General features: G+C 60.6%; 13 protein-coding genes. 7 read left to right on the plus strand and 6 right to left on the minus strand.

Annotated elements, in window-relative coordinates; translation table 11 throughout:
* Window positions 1-68 precede the first annotated feature (68 nt).
* Both DYL61_RS26735 and DYL61_RS26740 read right to left on the minus strand, forming a co-directional pair.
* On the minus strand, window positions 69-926 hold the full coding sequence (locus DYL61_RS26735) for an SDR family oxidoreductase (RefSeq protein ID WP_135310826.1): 858 nt from the start codon (window positions 924-926) through the stop codon (window positions 69-71).
* Between the two features lie 100 nt (window positions 927-1,026).
* The gene (locus tag DYL61_RS26740) at window positions 1,027-2,223 is read right to left on the minus strand and encodes a multidrug effflux MFS transporter (RefSeq protein ID WP_135310827.1); all 1,197 of its coding nucleotides are present in this window, start codon (window positions 2,221-2,223) and stop codon (window positions 1,027-1,029) included.
* A 152-nt stretch (window positions 2,224-2,375) separates the two neighbouring features.
* Between DYL61_RS26740 and DYL61_RS26745 the strand changes: the two genes are divergently transcribed.
* Window positions 2,376-4,451, plus strand: a complete 2,076-nt coding sequence (locus DYL61_RS26745) for a TonB-dependent siderophore receptor (RefSeq protein ID WP_135310828.1) — start codon at window positions 2,376-2,378, stop codon at window positions 4,449-4,451.
* A gap of 76 nt (window positions 4,452-4,527) precedes the next feature.
* Here DYL61_RS26745 and DYL61_RS26750 read toward each other — a convergent pair whose 3' ends face one another.
* The 3 genes from DYL61_RS26750 to DYL61_RS26760 all read right to left on the minus strand — a co-directional run bounded on the left by DYL61_RS26750 (window position 4,528) and on the right by DYL61_RS26760 (window position 7,495).
* The gene (locus DYL61_RS26750) at window positions 4,528-5,019 is read right to left on the minus strand and encodes a DUF4019 domain-containing protein (protein ID WP_135310829.1); all 492 of its coding nucleotides are present in this window, start codon (window positions 5,017-5,019) and stop codon (window positions 4,528-4,530) included.
* A 207-nt stretch (window positions 5,020-5,226) separates the two neighbouring features.
* Window positions 5,227-6,546, minus strand: a complete 1,320-nt coding sequence (locus DYL61_RS26755; protein ID WP_135310830.1) for an LLM class flavin-dependent oxidoreductase — start codon at window positions 6,544-6,546, stop codon at window positions 5,227-5,229.
* A complete protein-coding gene (locus DYL61_RS26760; RefSeq protein ID WP_135310831.1) occupies window positions 6,539-7,495 on the minus strand; it encodes an ABC transporter substrate-binding protein in 957 nt (318 codons plus the stop codon). Before DYL61_RS26760 ends, DYL61_RS26755 begins: the two co-directional genes overlap by 8 nt.
* 256 nt (window positions 7,496-7,751) lie before the next feature.
* Here DYL61_RS26760 and DYL61_RS26765 point away from each other — a divergent pair, with 256 nt between their 5' ends.
* From DYL61_RS26765 to DYL61_RS26785, 5 genes are all read left to right on the plus strand, one after another.
* Window positions 7,752-9,335: an efflux transporter outer membrane subunit gene (locus DYL61_RS26765; RefSeq protein WP_238704614.1), complete on the plus strand. Its 1,584-nt coding sequence runs from the start codon at window positions 7,752-7,754 to the stop codon at window positions 9,333-9,335.
* Window positions 9,336-9,406: 71 nt separating this feature from the next.
* Window positions 9,407-10,519 (plus strand): efflux RND transporter periplasmic adaptor subunit, encoded by a 1,113-nt coding sequence (locus DYL61_RS26770; protein WP_135310847.1) that lies wholly within the window; start codon window positions 9,407-9,409, stop codon window positions 10,517-10,519.
* A 9-nt stretch (window positions 10,520-10,528) separates the two neighbouring features.
* Window positions 10,529-13,585, plus strand: a complete 3,057-nt coding sequence (locus DYL61_RS26775) for an efflux RND transporter permease subunit (protein WP_135310832.1) — start codon at window positions 10,529-10,531, stop codon at window positions 13,583-13,585.
* Window positions 13,586-13,718: 133 nt separating this feature from the next.
* Window positions 13,719-14,588: an isocitrate lyase/PEP mutase family protein gene (locus tag DYL61_RS26780; protein ID WP_135310833.1), complete on the plus strand. Its 870-nt coding sequence runs from the start codon at window positions 13,719-13,721 to the stop codon at window positions 14,586-14,588.
* 333 nt (window positions 14,589-14,921) lie between these two features.
* On the plus strand, window positions 14,922-16,244 hold the full coding sequence (locus DYL61_RS26785) for an OprD family porin (RefSeq protein WP_135310834.1): 1,323 nt from the start codon (window positions 14,922-14,924) through the stop codon (window positions 16,242-16,244).
* Here DYL61_RS26785 and DYL61_RS26790 read toward each other — a convergent pair whose 3' ends face one another.
* A complete protein-coding gene (locus DYL61_RS26790) occupies window positions 16,245-16,727 on the minus strand; it encodes a winged helix-turn-helix transcriptional regulator (RefSeq protein ID WP_135310835.1) in 483 nt (160 codons plus the stop codon). It abuts the gene before it with no gap.
* Window positions 16,728-16,834: 107 nt separating this feature from the next.
* On the opposite strand from DYL61_RS26790, the gene fabF reads away from it, so the two are divergent.
* Entirely contained in the window at window positions 16,835-18,103 is a 1,269-nt protein-coding gene (gene fabF / locus DYL61_RS26795) for a beta-ketoacyl-ACP synthase II (protein WP_135310836.1), read from the plus strand.
* The last annotated feature ends 1 nt before the right edge of the window (window position 18,104 follow it).

Consider the following 18,104-nt stretch of genomic DNA (forward strand, 5'->3'; position numbering starts at 1 on the left):
GAAAGCCGCTCATCTGCTGTTTCCTTAACTGACAGGCATTAGAGCTTGCCCCCCTCCCACCCAAAGCCTTACAGAATCGGCTTGCCGCCCGTGACAGCGTAACGCGAGCCGGAGATATAGCTGGCCTCATCCGACGCCAGCAGCACATAGATCGGCGCCACTTCCACCGGCTGGCCGGGGCGACCCAGTGGGGTTTCGCTGCCGAAACTCTTCACGTCGTCATCGGGCATCGTGGCCACGATCAACGGCGTCCAGATCGGTCCTGGGGCCACGCTGTTGACCCGGATGCCTTTGCTGCCCAGCAACTGCGCCAGGCCGCCGGTGAAGTTGGCAATCGCGCCTTTGGTGGCGGCATAGGCCAACAGCGTCGGTTTGGGCATATCCGAATTGACCGAGCTGGTATTGATGATCGAACTGCCGGCTTTCATGTGGGGCAGGGCAGCCTTGCAGAGACGAAACATCGCCGTGATGTTGATATCGAAGGTTTTCACCCATTCCTCATCCTCGATTTCTTCGAGGGTTTCGTGGGTCATCTGGAACGCGGCGTTATTGACCAGCACGTCGATGCGGCCGAATTGCTCAACGGTCTTGTCGATCAATGCCTGACACTGGGCTTTTTGTGCGATGTCACCGGGCAGCAGCACACACTGGCGTCCGGCTTCTTCAACCCAGCGTGCGGTTTCCTTGGCGTCGTCGTGTTCGTCCAGGTAGGCAATGGCCACATCGGCACCTTCACGGGCGAACGCAATCGCCACGGCACGGCCAATACCGCTGTCGGCGCCGGTGATCAGGGCGATTTTGTTGGCCAGCCGCCCCGAGCCTGTGTAGCTCTTCTCCCCGCAATCGGGATACGGGTCCATTTTCTTCTGGGAACCCGGTACGTCTTGGGCTTGCGGGGCGAAGGGTGGGCGAGGGTAGTCGGTCATGTCGATCTCCATAGGTTTTCAAGTGCGCTATGGAATTAGTAGTTTCGCGGCTACCGATAGTTGTAGGGGATCACGGGAAAGCCCGACGAGTGGTTACCTCTCAGGTCGAAGCCAGATGCGCCGGCAGCCGATTTAGCGTCCACAGCACCGTCAACATGGCGGCGACGGCGCACAGCGCGATACCGATCAACATCGGCGCTGGCGTGTGATCGGCGAACACCCCCACCAATGTCATGGACGCAGCAGCGGTGATCATCTGGATAGCCCCCAGCAGCGCCGACGCAGAACCGGCCACCGCGCCATGATCTTCCAGGGACAGCACACCCGCCGCTGGCAGCAGCAACCCAAGGAAACCAAAGCCAATAAACAGCAGCACCATCATCACCGCCAGGCTGTCGACCCAAAAGGTCGTGGCGGCGAGCAACACCATGACCGCAGCGACGGCAATCACCGACCAACGAATCACCGACGCCAGGCCGAAACGCGCACTCAAGCGCGCTGTGAGTTGGCTCATGGCAAAAAACGAAGCGGCGTTGACGGCAAAACCCAGGCTGAATTGCGTGGGCGTCAAGCCGTAATACTCGATGTACACGAACGGCGCACTGCCGATAAACACAAAGAACGTCGCCAAGCCGAAGCCGCTGACCACCGACAGCCCGGTGAAGACGGGATCACGCAACAGCGCGCCATAACTGCCAAATGCACTGCCCAGGGTTTTACCCAAGCGACGTTCGGCGGGGTGGGTTTCGGGAAGTTGGACGACGGTCATGATCAGGCACGCCACGGCGACCACCGCCAATGCCGCGAACACTTCGCGCCAGCTCCACAGTGAAATCACCACGCTGCCAGCCAGCGGCGCGAGGATCGGCGAGACGCTCATCACCAGCATCAACAAGGCCATCAACTTTGCGGCTTCATGGCCGGTGTAGAGGTCGCGCACGATTGCCCGGGGAACCACCATGCCTGCGCATGCGCCGAATGCCTGCAAGGCGCGAAAGCCGATCAGCACTTCAATCGTCGGCGCCAGCGCGCAGCCCACACTGGCCACGGCAAAAATCACCAAGCCGGCATAGATCGGCGGCTTACGCCCGAATACATCGCTGATCGGGCCGTAGAACAATTGGCACACGCCAATCACCAGGAAAAACACCGTAAGGCTCATCTGCACGGCCGCCGGCGAGGCATGCAGGCTCGCGCCAAGGGTTGGCAGCGCAGGCAGATAGCTGTCGATGGCGAATGGGCCGACGGCGGTAATCAAGCCGAGCAGCAGGGCGAGATGGGCGATGCTTCGAGACATGGAGATTCCGGGGCAGGGCAGTGGCAAAAGAGCGTCAGCTTACCCGAGCCAGAGCGGGCGAGGGGGTCATTGTATTCAAATGAGAATAATTGACATCTAGTAATCCATGCCAATAACATCCGCGCCCTCAAAACCCCGCGCCAGGAGTGCGTATGCTGCGACCGTCAATTCCATTCGCCGTCAGTGGCTTGCTGTTGGTTTCCTGTGCGTCGCTGTCGGCAGCAGAGTCCGTAGGGGCCATTGTGTTGCCGGAAACGGCAGTGGATGGCGTCGCGGCCTATGCCGACGATGATTCGTTTACCGGTTCCATACCGGTGCAAGTGACCAAGTCCAACACGCCGTTGGCGGAAACCGCGCAGACCATCACCGTCGTACCGCGCGCGGTGCTCGACAGCCAGCAGGCACTGAGCCTGACCGATGCCTTGCAAAATGTACCCGGTGTATCCGCCGGTACGTACGGGCGACGGGGTTGGGATGACTTGATCATCCGTGGCCAGGTGGCGTCGGACTCCTTGTTTGTCGATGGCTTGCGCACGTCCTCATCCAACCGCGTGGCCCAGCAGCTGTTTGGCACCGAGCAAGTGGAAGTCCTCAAGGGGCCGGCCTCGTTGTTATATGGCCTGGTCATGCCGGGCGGCGTGGTGAACATGGTCACTAAACGTCCCAAGGCGGATCCGTTTGCCAACATCGACTTCACTTACGGCAGCAACGACTTGCGCCAGGGCACTTTCGATGTCGGCACGCCGCTCTCGGAAAACGGCAAGGCGGCCATTCGGCTCAATGGGTTGAGCAGTGCGTCCAACGACACCACGGACCACGTCTGGTCCAAAAGCAGCTATATCGCACCGTCGCTGTCACTGGACTTGGGGGACGACACCGACTTCACCCTTCTGGCGAGTCACCAGGACCGTTCCTACATTCGCCAACAAGGTATTCCGCCCTCTGAAATGGGCAAGGTGTCCCGGCATTTGTTTACTGGCGAGCCAGACCAAGACCCTTATCACGGTCAGGAAAATCGCCTGGGCTACGCGCTGACCCATCGTTTCGACAATGGTTGGACCTTCAACCAGAACCTGCGCTGGCAAGACTACCGCCTCAGTGGCCAGTTGGTCGCCGCCGGCGTCCTGACCGGCGCCACCTTGAAGCGATCTGTCACCGACCAACAGTTGTCCGGCGATAACATCAGCCTCGATAACAACCTGCAGCGCACCTTCAATTTTGGCCTGACCGAGCACGAAGTGACGGCAGGTGTGGACTACCTGCGTTCGCGAGAAGAGCAGGTGACCCGAACCTGCACCGTTGGCTCGCTGAACATCTACAAACCGGTGTATGGCAGCACGATTGTGTGCCCGACCACGCCGCGCACCCAGCAATACACCACCGTGCGCATGCTCGGGACTTATCTGCGCGACAACGTGAAGATCGGCGACAAGTGGAACCTGCAAGCAGGCCTGCGCTTTGACCAGACGGCGACCTACACCGTTAACCAGCTCAAGGACACACGCACCAACGCTCCAGCAGATGCCACCACGGGCTCCGTCGCGGTGATGTACGAGCTGTTTGAAAATGTGCGGCCTTACGTGAGTTATTCGACCTCGTTCTTCCCAAACACCGGAACCGACGCCAGTGGCAGCGTGTTCGAACCGGAAAAAGGCCAGCAGTGGGAGGGCGGTATCAAGTGGGACCTGGTGCCCGGTAAAACCTTGCTGACCACGGCGATTTTCGACTTGCGCCGACAAAACGTTCTGGAAACCGACCCGAACGATAGCGCTTACAGCGTCGCCATTGGCGAACAACGCACCCGTGGCTTCGAAGTGGGCGTGACCTCGGACCTGAGCGATAGGCTCAGCTTGATGGGCGGGTATTCCTACACCATGGCGGTGATTACCAAGAACGGCGGGTCGACGGACACGGCCGTAGGCGACCGTTTGAATAACGTCCCACGTCACACTGCAACACTGCACGCACGCTATCGCCTGGACGGCAAACCACAGGGCTGGAGCCTGGAGGGTGGATTCCGTGCCGAGGGCGAGAAATACACCTATGGCTACCGAGTTGCAGGTTACGCCGTGGCCGATGTTGGGGTGGCGTACGAACAGGAACATTGGCGTGCAGGCTTCAATGTGAAGAACCTGTTTGATCGTGAGTACTACACCGGTGGCGTCAAGAACGCGGTGGCCCTGGGTGATGACCGCACGATGATGATGACGGTAGGGTATCGGTACTAGCCGAAACCCATCATTTTATAACTAAACTAAATGACTATTTAGTCTAGTTATAATTTAAGTGAATAAAAACAGAAGGTCAGGGCGCTTTCTTGTCACTGTCTTCAGTGCTGAAAAAGCGCTTGTTAACCGAATATCCGGCCACCAGCCATTGGCTGTCGTCTTCACGCAGTACAACCTTTTCCGTAGCGGGCCCAGTGGTAAACGTCGTCACACACTCCACGATGGCATAGCGACCAGCCGGTGCATCCGGCATTTGCGTGGTAAAGCCGATCTGGGCAGATTGACGCTCTACAAATGTGCCGAGCCCCAAGCGCATGGCTTTGATCCCATTGGTCCATACCGTTTCAGATGTCGTCGCTTTAAGCAGTGGACTGGAGAGCGGCCAGGTCTGATCGACGCTGCCAGCATCCAGCGAGCGCAAGAAATCGACGGTGGCGTTAAACACTTGGCGTTGCTGCTGCTCGGTAGCAGGTTCGGAGACCAAGGCCTTGGGCGCAGGTTTGTTGAAACTCACGTCGCAGCCCGTGAGGAGCACAAGCGATAAGAGCACAGCGCTGAGTGGCTTCATGCAAAACCTCAAGGGGTTGGTGGCGTCCTTGGGGTGAGTAAAGATGAAGAGTGCCTTGGGGGCAATGAGCGGCCTTGAAATCTGCTGGGGACTCACCCTGATTATGTAATACGACATTACGCATAATGTATATTATGTTAAATGATGTATCTGCCGTATACGCACATCGAGCTGCCAGTTACCCAGCAGCTCGATGCCCTGTCCCGTTTACGATGCAAACCTCGGAATCTCCAACCCCAAGCTCTCCCGCAACGTCGTCCCTTCATACGCCGTGCGATACACCCCACGTTCCTGCAACAACGGAATCACTTCCTGGGTAAACCGCGTGAACTGCTCTGGATGCCCAATGTAGATATTGAAACCATCCACGGCCCGCGCTTCAAACCACTCTGCGATTTTCTGTGCGACGGTGTCAGCCGTTCCCACAAACGCGCCCGGTCGCAATTGCCGGCCAAACTCCACGGTCTGACGCAGCGTGAAGCCTTTCTCCCGCGCCTGGTCGGCGATACGTTTGGCCGCCGTAAAGAAGCTGCTGCGTGCCGCCTCCAAACTCTCCTGGGGAAACGGCGCGTCCAGATTGTATTGGCTGAAATCATGCCAGCCGAAATTACGCCCGAATTCCTTCAAGGCCAGTTCGAAACTGTGGTCAGTCTGATGGTAATGCCGCTCGATTTCGCGAGCGTGCGCATCGGTGTCGCCCACGTAGATTTCGGCGCCGGGCATGACCAGCAGTTGCTCGGGGTCGCGTCCATGGTGGACTGCCCTGCCCTTTATATCCCGGTAAAACGCCTGACCCTGCTCGATGCTGGCGGCGTGGGTGAAGATCACATCAGCGGTCGCCGCGCCGAGGTCTCGACCTTGCTCCGAGTCGCCGGCCTGGAATATCACCGGCTGGCCTTGTGGCGAACGCTGGATATTCAGCGGGCCGACCACGGAAAAATGCTCACCGGTATGATTCAGGCTGTGCAGTTTGTTGGTGTCGAGGAATTGCCCCGTGGTCCGGTCACGCACAAAGGCGTCGTCTTCATAGGAATTCCACAAGCCCTGAACCACCTGGACATGTTCCGCCGCACGGCCATAACGGGTGTCGTAATCGTAATGCTCATCGCGGCTGTAGTTGCCCGCCGTCCCGGCATCGCCGCTGGTGACCACGTTCCAGCCGGCGCGGCCTTTGCTGATCAGGTCCAGGGAGGCCAGTCGCCGTGCGACGTTATACGGTGAGTTGTAGGAAGTCGTCAGCGTACCGACCAGGCCCAAATGCCGCGTGCTCACGGCCAATGCAGACAGCAGCGTCAGCGGTTCCAGGCGATTCAGATAATGGGATGGCGACCCCGGTGTGATGAACTGGCTGTCGACGATGAACATCAAGTCAAACAGGGCCGCTTCGGCCTGGCGCGCAATGTCGATATACCAGTCGATATTGACGCTGGCATCGGCCGGCAGTTGCGGGTCGAGCCACAGGTTATGGCGGCCTGGGCCACCGCAACCCATGGTCAAGGCGCCGAGTTTCAGCTGTCTTTTACTCATGGTTGGCGTCTCCCTGGGGTTGCAACGACTTAGCAAACGAGGCATCGAACAAGCTCGCTGCGGGGTACGCCTTGACCAGGCCTTCGCCTGCGAAGAAGTCCACGGTCTTTTGTGCCTCGACCGGCGACTCCGCTGTTACCGGCTCCACCGTCGTCGCCGCCCGGGCGAACCAGGCGCGCGCAATGTCCGCATCCGCCCGCGTGCGCTTGGCCCAGGCGTCTGCATAGGCGTCGGTGTTGGCCGGACTTTCGCGAGTCCAGTCACGGGCTTTTTTCAGGCGTTGAAGAAAATCGCTGATCTGCGCACGCTTGGCATCCACGGCCTTGGCGTTCGCGGCGATGTAGCTCTGAGCCGGGATCAGTCCTTCGGCGGTTGCCAGCACTCGCGCACCTTGGCGTTCCTGTTGCGTGACATAGGGTTCCCAAGTGGCGATGACGTCGACCGAACCGCCCTCCAGTGCGTGGGAGGCATCCAGTGCACTGAGGTAACGCAGTTGCAGTGAATCTCGCGGTACACCCGCCTTATCCAGCGCCGTCAGCAGCAATTGCTGGCTCCATGAGCCTTTCCACACGGCGGCGCGCTTGCCGGCAAGATCCGCCAGGCTGTGAATCTGCGAATCCTTTTTCACCAGGATGGCCACGCCCTCGAGGTTTTGCCGGGTGACGGCAATCACCTTGATCGGTGCCCCCAATGCGCCGAGGAAAAGCACCGGCGCATCTCCCAACAGGCCGATATCCAGGCTGTTGGCGTTGAGCGCTTCGGCCACAGGTGAGCCCGCGGTAAATTGCTTCCACTCCAGCTTATATGGCAGATCATCCAACACCCCCGCCGCTTCCATCACGGCCTGGGCGTTGTAGCTTTGGTCGCCCACGACCAGGGTTTGCGCGTGCGCGGTCAGGCACAGCAAGGTGGCCGCTATGCCGGTTGCCAGTTTTGAAAGGTAACGCACGTTCGTCTCCAGATGCCTTTGCAGACAGGTCAGGTCGATCCGCGCGCGCGGTCTCGGCAGTCTATATAAGGCGGATAGAATGAGGAGCTCAACGCCAAACGTAAAATACTCATTACGCATAACCTAATTACACAATAATGCCATAAACGCATTTTTAGGTGAGCATGCAACGGCCGCACATTGCGTAGCGACGGGCACCACCTACACTCACTTGAGCGCTGTTACTTCCACGCCTCCTTTTCAGCGAGCCAGCCAGATGCAGATGGCCTACCTGCGCGGCACCTTTCGACATTTCCCTCTGCTGGCGCCCCTGAGCCTGCTGTGCATCGCCCTCACTTCCTGCACCGTCGGGCCGGATTTCAAACGTCCCGACGTGCCCGAACACGCGGGCTATTCGAAGGAAAAACTCGACACCACGGCCAGCGCAAACATCGGCGCGGGCGGCGCGGCACAGCGCCTGATGACCGGCATGGATATCCCCGGTCAATGGTGGACGCTGTTCCGTTCGCCCACGCTCAACACCCTGGTGGAAGAAGCCCTGCGCGCCAACCCGAACGTGAGCGCCGCCCAAGCGGCATTGCGCCAGGCAAACGAGTTGGTCTACGCCGATCAAGCGTCGTTGTTTCCCTCGGTCAACGCCAACGCCTCGAAAACCCGCGAGAAAGTCTCAGGCGTATCGGCGGGCCTGCCGGACTCGCCGATTCTCACGGTCAGTTCGGCCTCGCTAAGCGTGTCGTACGCACCGGACGTGTTTGGCGGCACCCGCCGGCAAATCGAGTCCACCACGGCGCAAGCCGAATACGAACGCTTCCAGCTGGAGGCGACCTACCTCACCTTGACCGCCAATGTGGTCAATACGGCAATCAGCCTGGCGTCGATACGTGATCAAGTGGCGTCTACCGAGGAAATCATCCGCTTGCAGGGCGGCCAGCTCGACGTCTTGCAAGCCCAGCGTCGCCTCGGTGCCATTGGCGACGCCGACGTGCTCACGCAACAAACCGCACTGGCGCAGACGCGGGCAACCTTGCCGCCCCTGCAAAAACAGCTGGCACAGACGCGTAACCAGTTAATGGCCTATCTGGGCCGGTTTCCGAACCAGGACCGGGGCGAAGCGTTCAACCTGGCGTCCCTGCACCTGCCGCAGGAATTGCCAGTGAGCCTGCCCTCGGCCATCGTCAGTCAGCGCCCTGACGTGCGTTCGGCCCAAGCACAACTGCATCAGGCCAGCGCCGATATCGGCGTGGCCGTGGCCAATCAGTTGCCGCAGTTCAGCATCACCGGATCGCTGGGTTCCACGGTGGCCGGCGGGACGAAGCTGTTTTCATCCGGCTCGGGTGTCTGGAGCATCGCCGGCGCCATTGCCCAACCGATTTTTGATGCTGGCGCGCTCGAACATCGAAAACGTGCGGCCGTGGCGGCCTTTGACCAGTCGGCAGCGCTGTACCGCGGCACCGTCATCGGCGCCTTCCAGGACGTGGCCAACGCGCTTCGGGCGCTGGAGGCCGACGCCGATGCGCTCAACCAACAAGTGGTCGCCGAGCAATCCGCGCAAGCCAGTCTCGACCTGGTGCAAGCCCAGTACAAGCTCGGCGCCGTGGCCTATATCAACCTGCTGAACGCCCAGCAAACCTATCAAGACACCGTGCTTGCGCGGGTCAAGGCACAAGCCGCGCGGTACAGCGACACCACGGCCCTGTTCCAGGCACTGGGTGGCGGTTGGTGGAACCGCACCGACGTCGACCCTGCGACCCAGGGCAAACCCGATCGCTTCGGCCTGCCCACCTGGCAGGAGATCATGCCGCCCAGTAACGCGGCGCGCGCCGAACCCTTGAAACAGTGAGAACCGCCATGACCGACGCCACCACTGCCTCTCCCCTGCCCCCGGCGCGCAAGCGCAGGCTGTGGCGCCCGATGCTGATCATGCTGGCGGTGGTGTTGGTGATCGTCGCGATCATCGCCGGGGTGAAGTTCGTGCAGATTTCGGCGCTGATCGCCCAGTCCAAACAGCCGTTGCCCCCGGCGGTGGTCACTGCCCTGAAGGTACCCGTTGAAGACTGGCAACCCAGTGTTTCCGCCGTCGGCTCAATGAAGGCAGTGCGAGGCGTGGATGTGACCACCGAGGTGGGCGGCATTGTGCGCACCCTCGGTTTTAAACCGGGGCAAGAGGTGGCCGCCCAGGCACTGCTGGTGCAACTGAATGCCGACTCGGATATCGCCCAGTTGCACGCGCTTGAGGCTACCGCTGACCTGGCGGGCATCGTACTCAAGCGCGACAAGGCCCAGTTGGCAGTCAATGCGATCTCCCAGGCCCAGGTCGACACCGACACCGCCGACTTGAAGGCCAAACTCGCCGCCGCCGAACAACAGCGCGCGCTGGTGGCGAAAAAGTCGATCCGCGCGCCGTTTGCCGGACGTATCGGCATTACCAGCGTCAACCCCGGCCAGTACCTCAACCCCGGCGATAAAATCGCCACGTTGCAGACCTTCGACCCGATCTATATCGACTTCAGCGTGCCGCAAACCCAGTTGGAAGCCATTGCCATCGGGCAAACCGTGACGGTGACCGCCGACGGTCTGTCCAACCAGACGTTCAGCGGCCGCATCAGCACCATCGACACCCAGTTCGACTCGACCACGCGCAACGTCACGGTCGAAGCCACCGTCGCCAACCCCAAGCAAAGCCTGGTGCCCGGCATGTTTGCCCGCGCCGTGGTCAGCGCCGGCAGCCCGCAGCGCTACCTCACCGTGCCGCAGACCGCCGTCACCTACAACCCATACGGCACCACGGTGTTTATCGCGACGTCGAGCAAGAACGACAAGGGCGAAGAAGTGCTTACGGCCCAGCAAGCCTTTATCAAGACCGGCCCGACCCGGGGTGACCAAGTGGCGATTGTGTCCGGGGTGAAGGAAGGCGACCTGTTGATCACCAGTGGCCAGATGAAGCTTAAAAACGGCTCGCCGGTGAAGATCGACAACAGCACCGCGCCGCTCAACGACCCCGCTCCGACTCCCCAAGAACACTAAGGGTGTCCCATGAAACTGACCGATACCTTTATTCAGCGACCGGTGTGGGCGGTGGTCGTCTCGCTGTTCATCCTGATTTTGGGGCTGCGTTCGATCTTTGAGTTGCCGGTCAACCAATGGCCGCGCACGGAAAATACCGTGGTCACCATCACCACGGCTTACTACGGCGCGGACGCGTCCACCGTCGCTGGTTTTATCACCCAGCCCTTGGAATCGGCTATTGCTCAGGCCCAAGGCATCGACTATCTGGCCTCATCCAGCATCACCGGGGTCTCGACCATCACCGCCACCCTGCGGCTGAATTACGACGCGAGCAAAGCCCTCACCGAGATCAATACCCAGGTCAACTCGGTCAAGAACCAGTTGCCGGCCCAGACCCAGGAGCCCGTGCTGACCGTTGCGGTCGGGCAGACCACGGATGCCATGTACCTGGGCTTCTACAGCGACACCTTGCCCACCAACAACATCACCGATTACCTGGTGCGCGTGGTCAAGCCCAAGCTGGATTCGATCCAGGGCGTGCAGACTGCCGAGATCCTCGGCGGGCGCCAGTTCGCCCTGCGCGCCTGGCTCGACCCGGACAAGCTCGCGGCGCATAACGTGTCGGCGCAGGATGTGTCCACGGCCCTGGCCAATAACAACTACCTCTCGGCCGTCGGCTCCACGCGCGGGCAAATGGTCACCGTTGACCTGACCGCAGGCACCGACTTGCACACGGCAGATGAATTCAAGCGGCTGGTGATCAAGCAGAAAGGCGATGCCCTGGTGTACCTGGAAGACGTGGCCAACGTCACCCTGGGCGCCGAAAGCTATGACAGCAGCGTGGCGTTTTCCGGCAAGCGTTCGGTGTTTATCGGTATCAAGGCGGCGCCGAGTGCGAACATCCTGACGGTTGCAGACAGCGTGCGCGAAGCCTTCCCAGAGTTGCAGTCCCAGCTGCCCACCGGCGTGCGCGGCGAAATCGTCTATGACTCCACGGAGTTCATCAACACCTCGATCTACGAGGTGGTGAAGACCCTGGTCGAAGCCATGATCATTGTGTCGGTGGTGATCTATTTGTTTCTCGGCTCGTTCCGGGCGGTGATCGTACCGCTGGTGGCGATTCCGCTGTCGTTGGTAGGGACGTTTTTCGTCATGTACCTGCTGGGCTACTCCATCAACCTGCTGACCCTGCTCGCCCTGGTATTGGCGATTGGCCTGGTGGTGGATGACGCGATTATCGTGGTGGAAAACGTCGACCGGCATATCAAGGAGGAAGGCAAAGGCGTGCTGGACGCCGCGCTGGTGGCGGCGCGGGAGTTGGGCGGGCCGATCATCGCCATGACCGTGGTGTTGGTGGCCGCGTACGTGCCCATTGGGCTGCGCACGGGGCTGACGGGCGCGCTGTTCAAGGAGTTCTGCTTCTCGCTGGCGGGCGCTGTGACCGTGTCGGCAGTGGTCGCGTTGACGCTGTCGCCGATGATGACCTCCAAGCTGTTCAAGACGGGGCAGGAAGAAGGCCGCTTCGCCCGCCGGCTTGATCAGTACTTTGACTGGCTGCGCGGGCGCTACCACCGCGTGTTGTCCGGTGGCCTGGATATCTGGCCGGTGCTGGTGACCTTTGGCTTTGTGTTGTTCCTGCTGGTGGCCGCCAGTGGCATGACCGCCAAAAGCGAACTGTCGCCCACCGAGGACCAGGGGCTGGTATTCATGCAGATCAAAGGCCCGCCCACCGCGTCGCCGCTACAGATGGAGCGCATTGCCGACCAGGCCTTCCAAATCGCCAATAAAGAGCCGGAATACGCGCAGATGTTCCAGCTCACCGGCCTGCCGGCCCTCAACCAAGGTCTGGGCGGCGTGCTGCTCAAATCCTGGGGCGACCGCACGCGCTCCCAGGCCGAGCTGATCCTGGACCTTCAGCAAAAATGGAACCAGGTGCCGGGCGCTACCATTGCGGCCTTCCCCTTGCCATCGCTGCCAGGCGCCCAAGGTTTGCCGGTGCAGTTTGTGATTACCACCACCGATTCGGTGGAAAACCTCAATGAAGTCGCCCAGGCCGTGATGGCCGAGGCGCAAAAGCAACAGCTGTTCTGGTTTGCCGACAACGACCTGAAACTGGACAAACCCCAAGCCAAACTGGTGGTGGACCGGGAAAAAATCGCAGCGCTGGGCATGACCCAGGCGGATGTCGGTGCCGCGCTGTCCGCCGCACTGGGCGGCAACTACGTGAACTACTTTTCGACCGCCGGGCGTTCCTACAAAGTGATTCCCCAAGTCTTACAGGTCGATCGTCTAAATCCGGACCAGATTCTCGATTACTACATCCGCACACCCTCCGGCAGCATGATCCAGGCGCGTACGGTGGCGCATATCGAGACCTCGACCCAGCCGGAATCGATCAACCACTTCCAGCAACTCAACTCGGCGACCATCGCCGGGGTCAGCGGCGTGGCCCAAGGCGAGTTGCTGACGAGACTGAATAGCATCCTGACCAACGTCGCACCGTCGGGCTACACCTCGGATTTCTCCGGTGAATCGCGCCAGTTCATGCAGGAGTCGGGCGGATTTGTCGGGTTATTGATGTTCTCGATCCTGATCGTCTACCTGGCCCTGGCCTTCCAGTTCGAGAGCTTCCGCGACCCCGTGGTGATTCTGTTCTCAGTGCCGCCGGCCCTGTTTGGTGCACTGGCGTTTATCACCATGGGCTATGCGTCCATCAACGTGTACACCCAGGTGGGCCTGGTGACGCTGCTGGGGTTGATCACCAAACACGGGATTCTGATCGTGCAATTTGCCAACGAATTACAGCGTGCAGGTCACAACAAGCGCGAGGCCATTGAGGAAGCCGCGGCGGTTCGGCTGCGGCCCATCCTGATGACCACCGCCGCGATGGTGCTGGGCGTGGTGCCGTTGGTATGGGCCTCCGGTGCCGGCGCTGCGGGCCGGCATGATATGGGCCTGGTGATCTTTGCCGGGTTGTCGATTGGTACGGTGTTGACGCTGTTTATGGTGCCGGCGATGTATATGTTTATTGGTGCAAACCACCATCGCGACGCTGAACAGGCTGGGGTTGAGCAACCTGTCTGAGGACTGACCGTATGTGCTTTACGCATAACCCATTCTCAAACGTCATAATCCTACCTTTTCCTACATGGTAGTCTGACGCGTCTACCCATAGGCTTTGATCGTACGCAGTCAATGGCCCTCACCAGGAAAGATCATGCCGAAAAAGTCTCACACAGCCCTGCGCCGTAATTTCCGTGAACTGCTTGCAACGCCGACGTGCGTTGAAACCGCTTCTGTCTTTGACCCGATGTCTGCACGTATTGCCGCCGACCTGGGTTTTGAGGTTGGCATCCTGGGCGGCTCCGTGGCCTCGCTACAGGTACTGGCAGCGCCCGATTTCGCGCTTATCACGCTGAGTGAGTTCGTCGAGCAGGCCACCCGTATTGGCCGTGTCGCCCAATTGCCGTTCATTGCCGACGCCGACCATGGCTACGGCAACGCCTTGAACGTGATGCGCACCGTCGAAGAGCTCGAGCGCGCCGGCGTGGCTGCGTTGACCATCGAAGACACCCTGCTGCCTGCGCAATTCGGGCGTAAATCCACGGACCTGATTTCCATCGACGAAGGCATCGGCAAAGTCCGCGCCGCGCTGGAGGCCCGCGTCGACCCCGAACTGTCGATCATTGCCCGCACCAACGCCGGCGTGTTGCCGACCGAAGCTGTGATCGAGCGCACCCAGGCCTATCAGAAAGCCGGTGCAGACGGGATCTGCATGGTCGGTGTGAGTGATTTCGACCATCTGGAGAAGATTGCCGAGAACCTTACCGTGCCGCTGATGCTGGTGACCTACGCCAATCCCAAGCTCAATGACGCACAGCGTCTGGCCAGTCTGGGTGTGCGTGTCGTCGTTGCAGGGCATGGCGCTTACTTTGCGGCGATCAAGGCCACTTACGACAGCCTGCGCGCTCAGCGTCAACTGACTCACAGCACGTCGAACCTGAGTGCCACCGAGTTGACCCACACTTACACGTTGCCGGAAAGTTATGTGGCCTGGGCTGAAGAGTTTATGGACGTTAAAGAGTAAAACTGCATCAACCCATAACAGCGCCCACAAAAAAATCCGCCGCAGAGTCTGCGGCGGCAACCAAAGGATGTTGTCGAAGCAGAGCGGCTAAGACAGGTCCCACGCTACACCCCTCGCTGGTTAAATAACGTGAAGTTTAATTAATCGATTTTCATCCCGCGCCCCGCTGCAACCCCCGTCAACTGTGCTTAGAATCGGCTTCGGCAACCACGCCGAGCACAATAAAAAAGACGGTAACGCCCAACTTTCAAATACCTGCCAATCAACGTTTTCGCTGTTCAGCCAGTGCAGTGTTTCTGTGCGCGCGTTACTTATCCTGGGGAAGTCCATAACATGATTAAACAGTCGAGCCTGTTAGCGCTGGCGGTGTGCGCCAGTATCCATCAGATGGCATTTGCCGAGTCGGTCACAGACCAGGCCGAGTCCAAAGGTTTTATCGAAGGCAGCAGCATCACCGGGCTGTTGCGTAACTTCTACATGGACCGCGACCGGCAAAGCGGCAAGGCCGACAACCGCGACTGGACCCAAGGCGCCATGCTCAACTACGCCTCGGGCTTCACCCAGGGCACCATTGGCTTCGGCGTGGATGCCTATGCCTATGGCGGGCTCAAGCTGGACGCCACCCATGCCGACGCCGGCACCGGTAACCTGCCCACCGACCGCCACGGCGACCCGGAAAATGCCTATGGCTCGGTGGGTGCGGCGGTGAAGGTGAAGATCTCCAAGACCGAGCTGAAATTCGGCGATATGCAGCCCACCGCACCGGTGTTCGCCACCGGCGGCACGCGACTGCTGCCGCAAACCGCCACCGGCTTCGACCTCACCAGCAGCGAAATCGCCGGCCTGGACCTGGAAGCCGGGCACTTCACCAGCACCAACAGCGGCATGACCAGCAACCATGACCACGATATCTACGCGACCTACGCCAATGTCCCGGCCAACAGCGCCAGTTTTGTCGGCGGCAAATACACCTTCACGCCGTCCCTGAGCGCGACGCTGTATGCGGGCGAGCTGGAAAATATCTGGCGCCAGTACTACACCAACCTCAACTACGTGATCCCGCTGGGTCATGATCAATCCCTGGCGCTGGACGGCAATCTCTACCGCACTCTCGACACCGGCAGCGCCAAAGCGGGCGCGATCAACAACACCACGTATTCGGTGGCGGCGGCGTACTCGTTCCTACAGGCCCATACCTTGACGTTGTCGTTCCAGAAGGTGCATGGCGACACGCCGTTTGACTACATCGGCACCGGTAACAACGGCGCGGGCGAAGGCGGCGACTCGGTATTCCTGGCCAACTCGGTGCAATGGGCTGACTTCAACGGACCTGGTGAACAATCGTGGGGGATCCGCTACGACCTGAACATGACGAGTTATGGCGTTCCGGGGCTGAGTTTCATGGGGCGCTACATCAACGGCTCGGACATCGATGGCACCCACACACCGGCGCACAGTGCCTACGCCACCGACTACGGTTCGGATGGCGCCCACCACGAGACCGACCTGGAAGCCAAATACGTGATCCAGAGCGGCCCGGCGAAAAACCTGTCGCTGCGAATGCGCGATGCCATCGTGTCGTCGAATGCCGACCAGGGCGACGGCAAGTTGAACGAGCTGCGGCTGATCGTCGATTACCCGTTCACCTTGCTCTAATCATTCAGGCATGGACCCCAACCGCTGGCGCATCCCCGCGCTGGCGGCTGGGCCGGCCTGAATGACACAGTCCTCCAGCGGCACGCATTGACCTTCGGCGTTCGCCATCGCTGGCTGTACCGGCAGCCCGGTGGCGCGTTCCACCACTTCCACGCTGGTGCCCTCGTCGGCGAAATGCCGATTGCCCCACGCCACCAACGACATCAGCACCACGCTGAAATCCTCACCCTTGGCCGTCGGCACATATTCATAGCGTGGCGGCCGCTCACTGTAGGGCCGGCGCTCCAGCATGCCCGCCTCCACCAGACCATTCAGGCGACGCGTCAACATATTCGGCGCGATGCCCAGGCTGCGCGAGAACTCATCGAAACGGCGCAGGCCATGCAGTGCGTCGCGCATGATCAGGATGCTCCACCACTCCCCTACCCGCTCAAGGCTGCGGGCAATGGGGCATTCGTCGCTGACAAGGGATTTGCGTTGCATGGGGGTTCCAGTGCTCCGGTGCAAAGTTGTGTGATGCCATGTTACTTTCATGATGATAGTGACGTCCATAGGGTCTGTACCCTCAACGCAACCGGAGTCGATTGATCATGAGTAAACGCATCGTTGTGACAGGCATGGGCGCACTGACGCCGCTGGGATCGGGTGTGGAATCCACCTGGCAGCGGCTGTTGGGCGGACAGTCGGGCATTCGTCGCCTGCCGGAAGACTTGATCGGTGATTTGGCGATCAGCATCGGTGGGCAAGTGCAAAACCTGCAGCAAGATCCCGAGGCCGGGTTTGATCCTGATCGTCTGCTGGCCGCCAAGGAACAACGCAAGATGGACCGCTTTATTCTGTTTGCCCTGGCGGCGGCGGACGAGGCCTTGAAACAGGCTGGCTGGGCTCCGACCACTGTGGAGCAACAGGAGCGCACGGCGACCATCATTGCGTCAGGCGTCGGTGGTTTCCCGGCCATTGCCGATGCGGTACGTACCACTGACAGCAAGGGCCCACGGCGCTTGTCGCCGTTCACCATTCCATCGTTCCTCAGCAACATGGCCGCCGGGCATGTGTCGATCAACTACGGGTTGAAAGGCCCCCTCGGTGCACCGGTTACGGCTTGCGCGGCGGGTGTGCAGGCCATTGGCGATGCGGCGCGGATGATTCGTGCCGGTGAAGTCGATGTGGCCGTGTGCGGCGGAGCCGAAGCGGCGATTCATCGCGTCAGCCTGGCGGGCTTTGCGGCGGCACGGGCGTTGTCCAGCGACTTCAATGACACGCCAGCGTTGGCCTCGCGGCCCTTCGATCAGGCCCGCGACGGGTTTGTAATGGGTGAAGGCGCCGGGATTTTGGTCATCGAAGAACTCGAACACGCCCTGGCCCGCGGTGCGCAACCCATCGCTGAACTGGTGGGCTATGGCACCAGTGCCGACGCTTATCACATGACCGCAGGCCCGGAGGACGGCGACGGTGCGCGGCGGGCCATGCAGCAGGCGTTGCGCCAGGCCGGGATCGAAGCGGCTGCGGTGCAGTACCTGAACGCCCACGCCACCTCGACCCCGGTGGGTGACAAGGGCGAACTCGCCGCGATCAAAACGGTTTTCGGTGCCAGCGGCAGTCCCGCCATCAGTTCAACCAAATCCGCCACCGGCCACTTGCTGGGCGCGGCGGGCGGTATCGAAGCGATCTTCACCGTGCTCGCCCTGCGCGACCAGATCGCACCGGCCACCCTCAACCTGGAAAACCCCGATGCCCTTGCCGAAGGCCTGGACATGCTGCGCGGCGCCGCTCGGCCGATGCCGATTGAATACGCGTTGTCCAATGGCTTCGGCTTTGGCGGCGTGAACGCCAGCGTGCTGTTCCGTCGCTGGGCGTAGT

Source organism: Pseudomonas nabeulensis (assembly GCF_004682045.1).
Classification (GTDB): Bacteria; Pseudomonadota; Gammaproteobacteria; order Pseudomonadales; family Pseudomonadaceae; genus Aquipseudomonas; species Aquipseudomonas nabeulensis.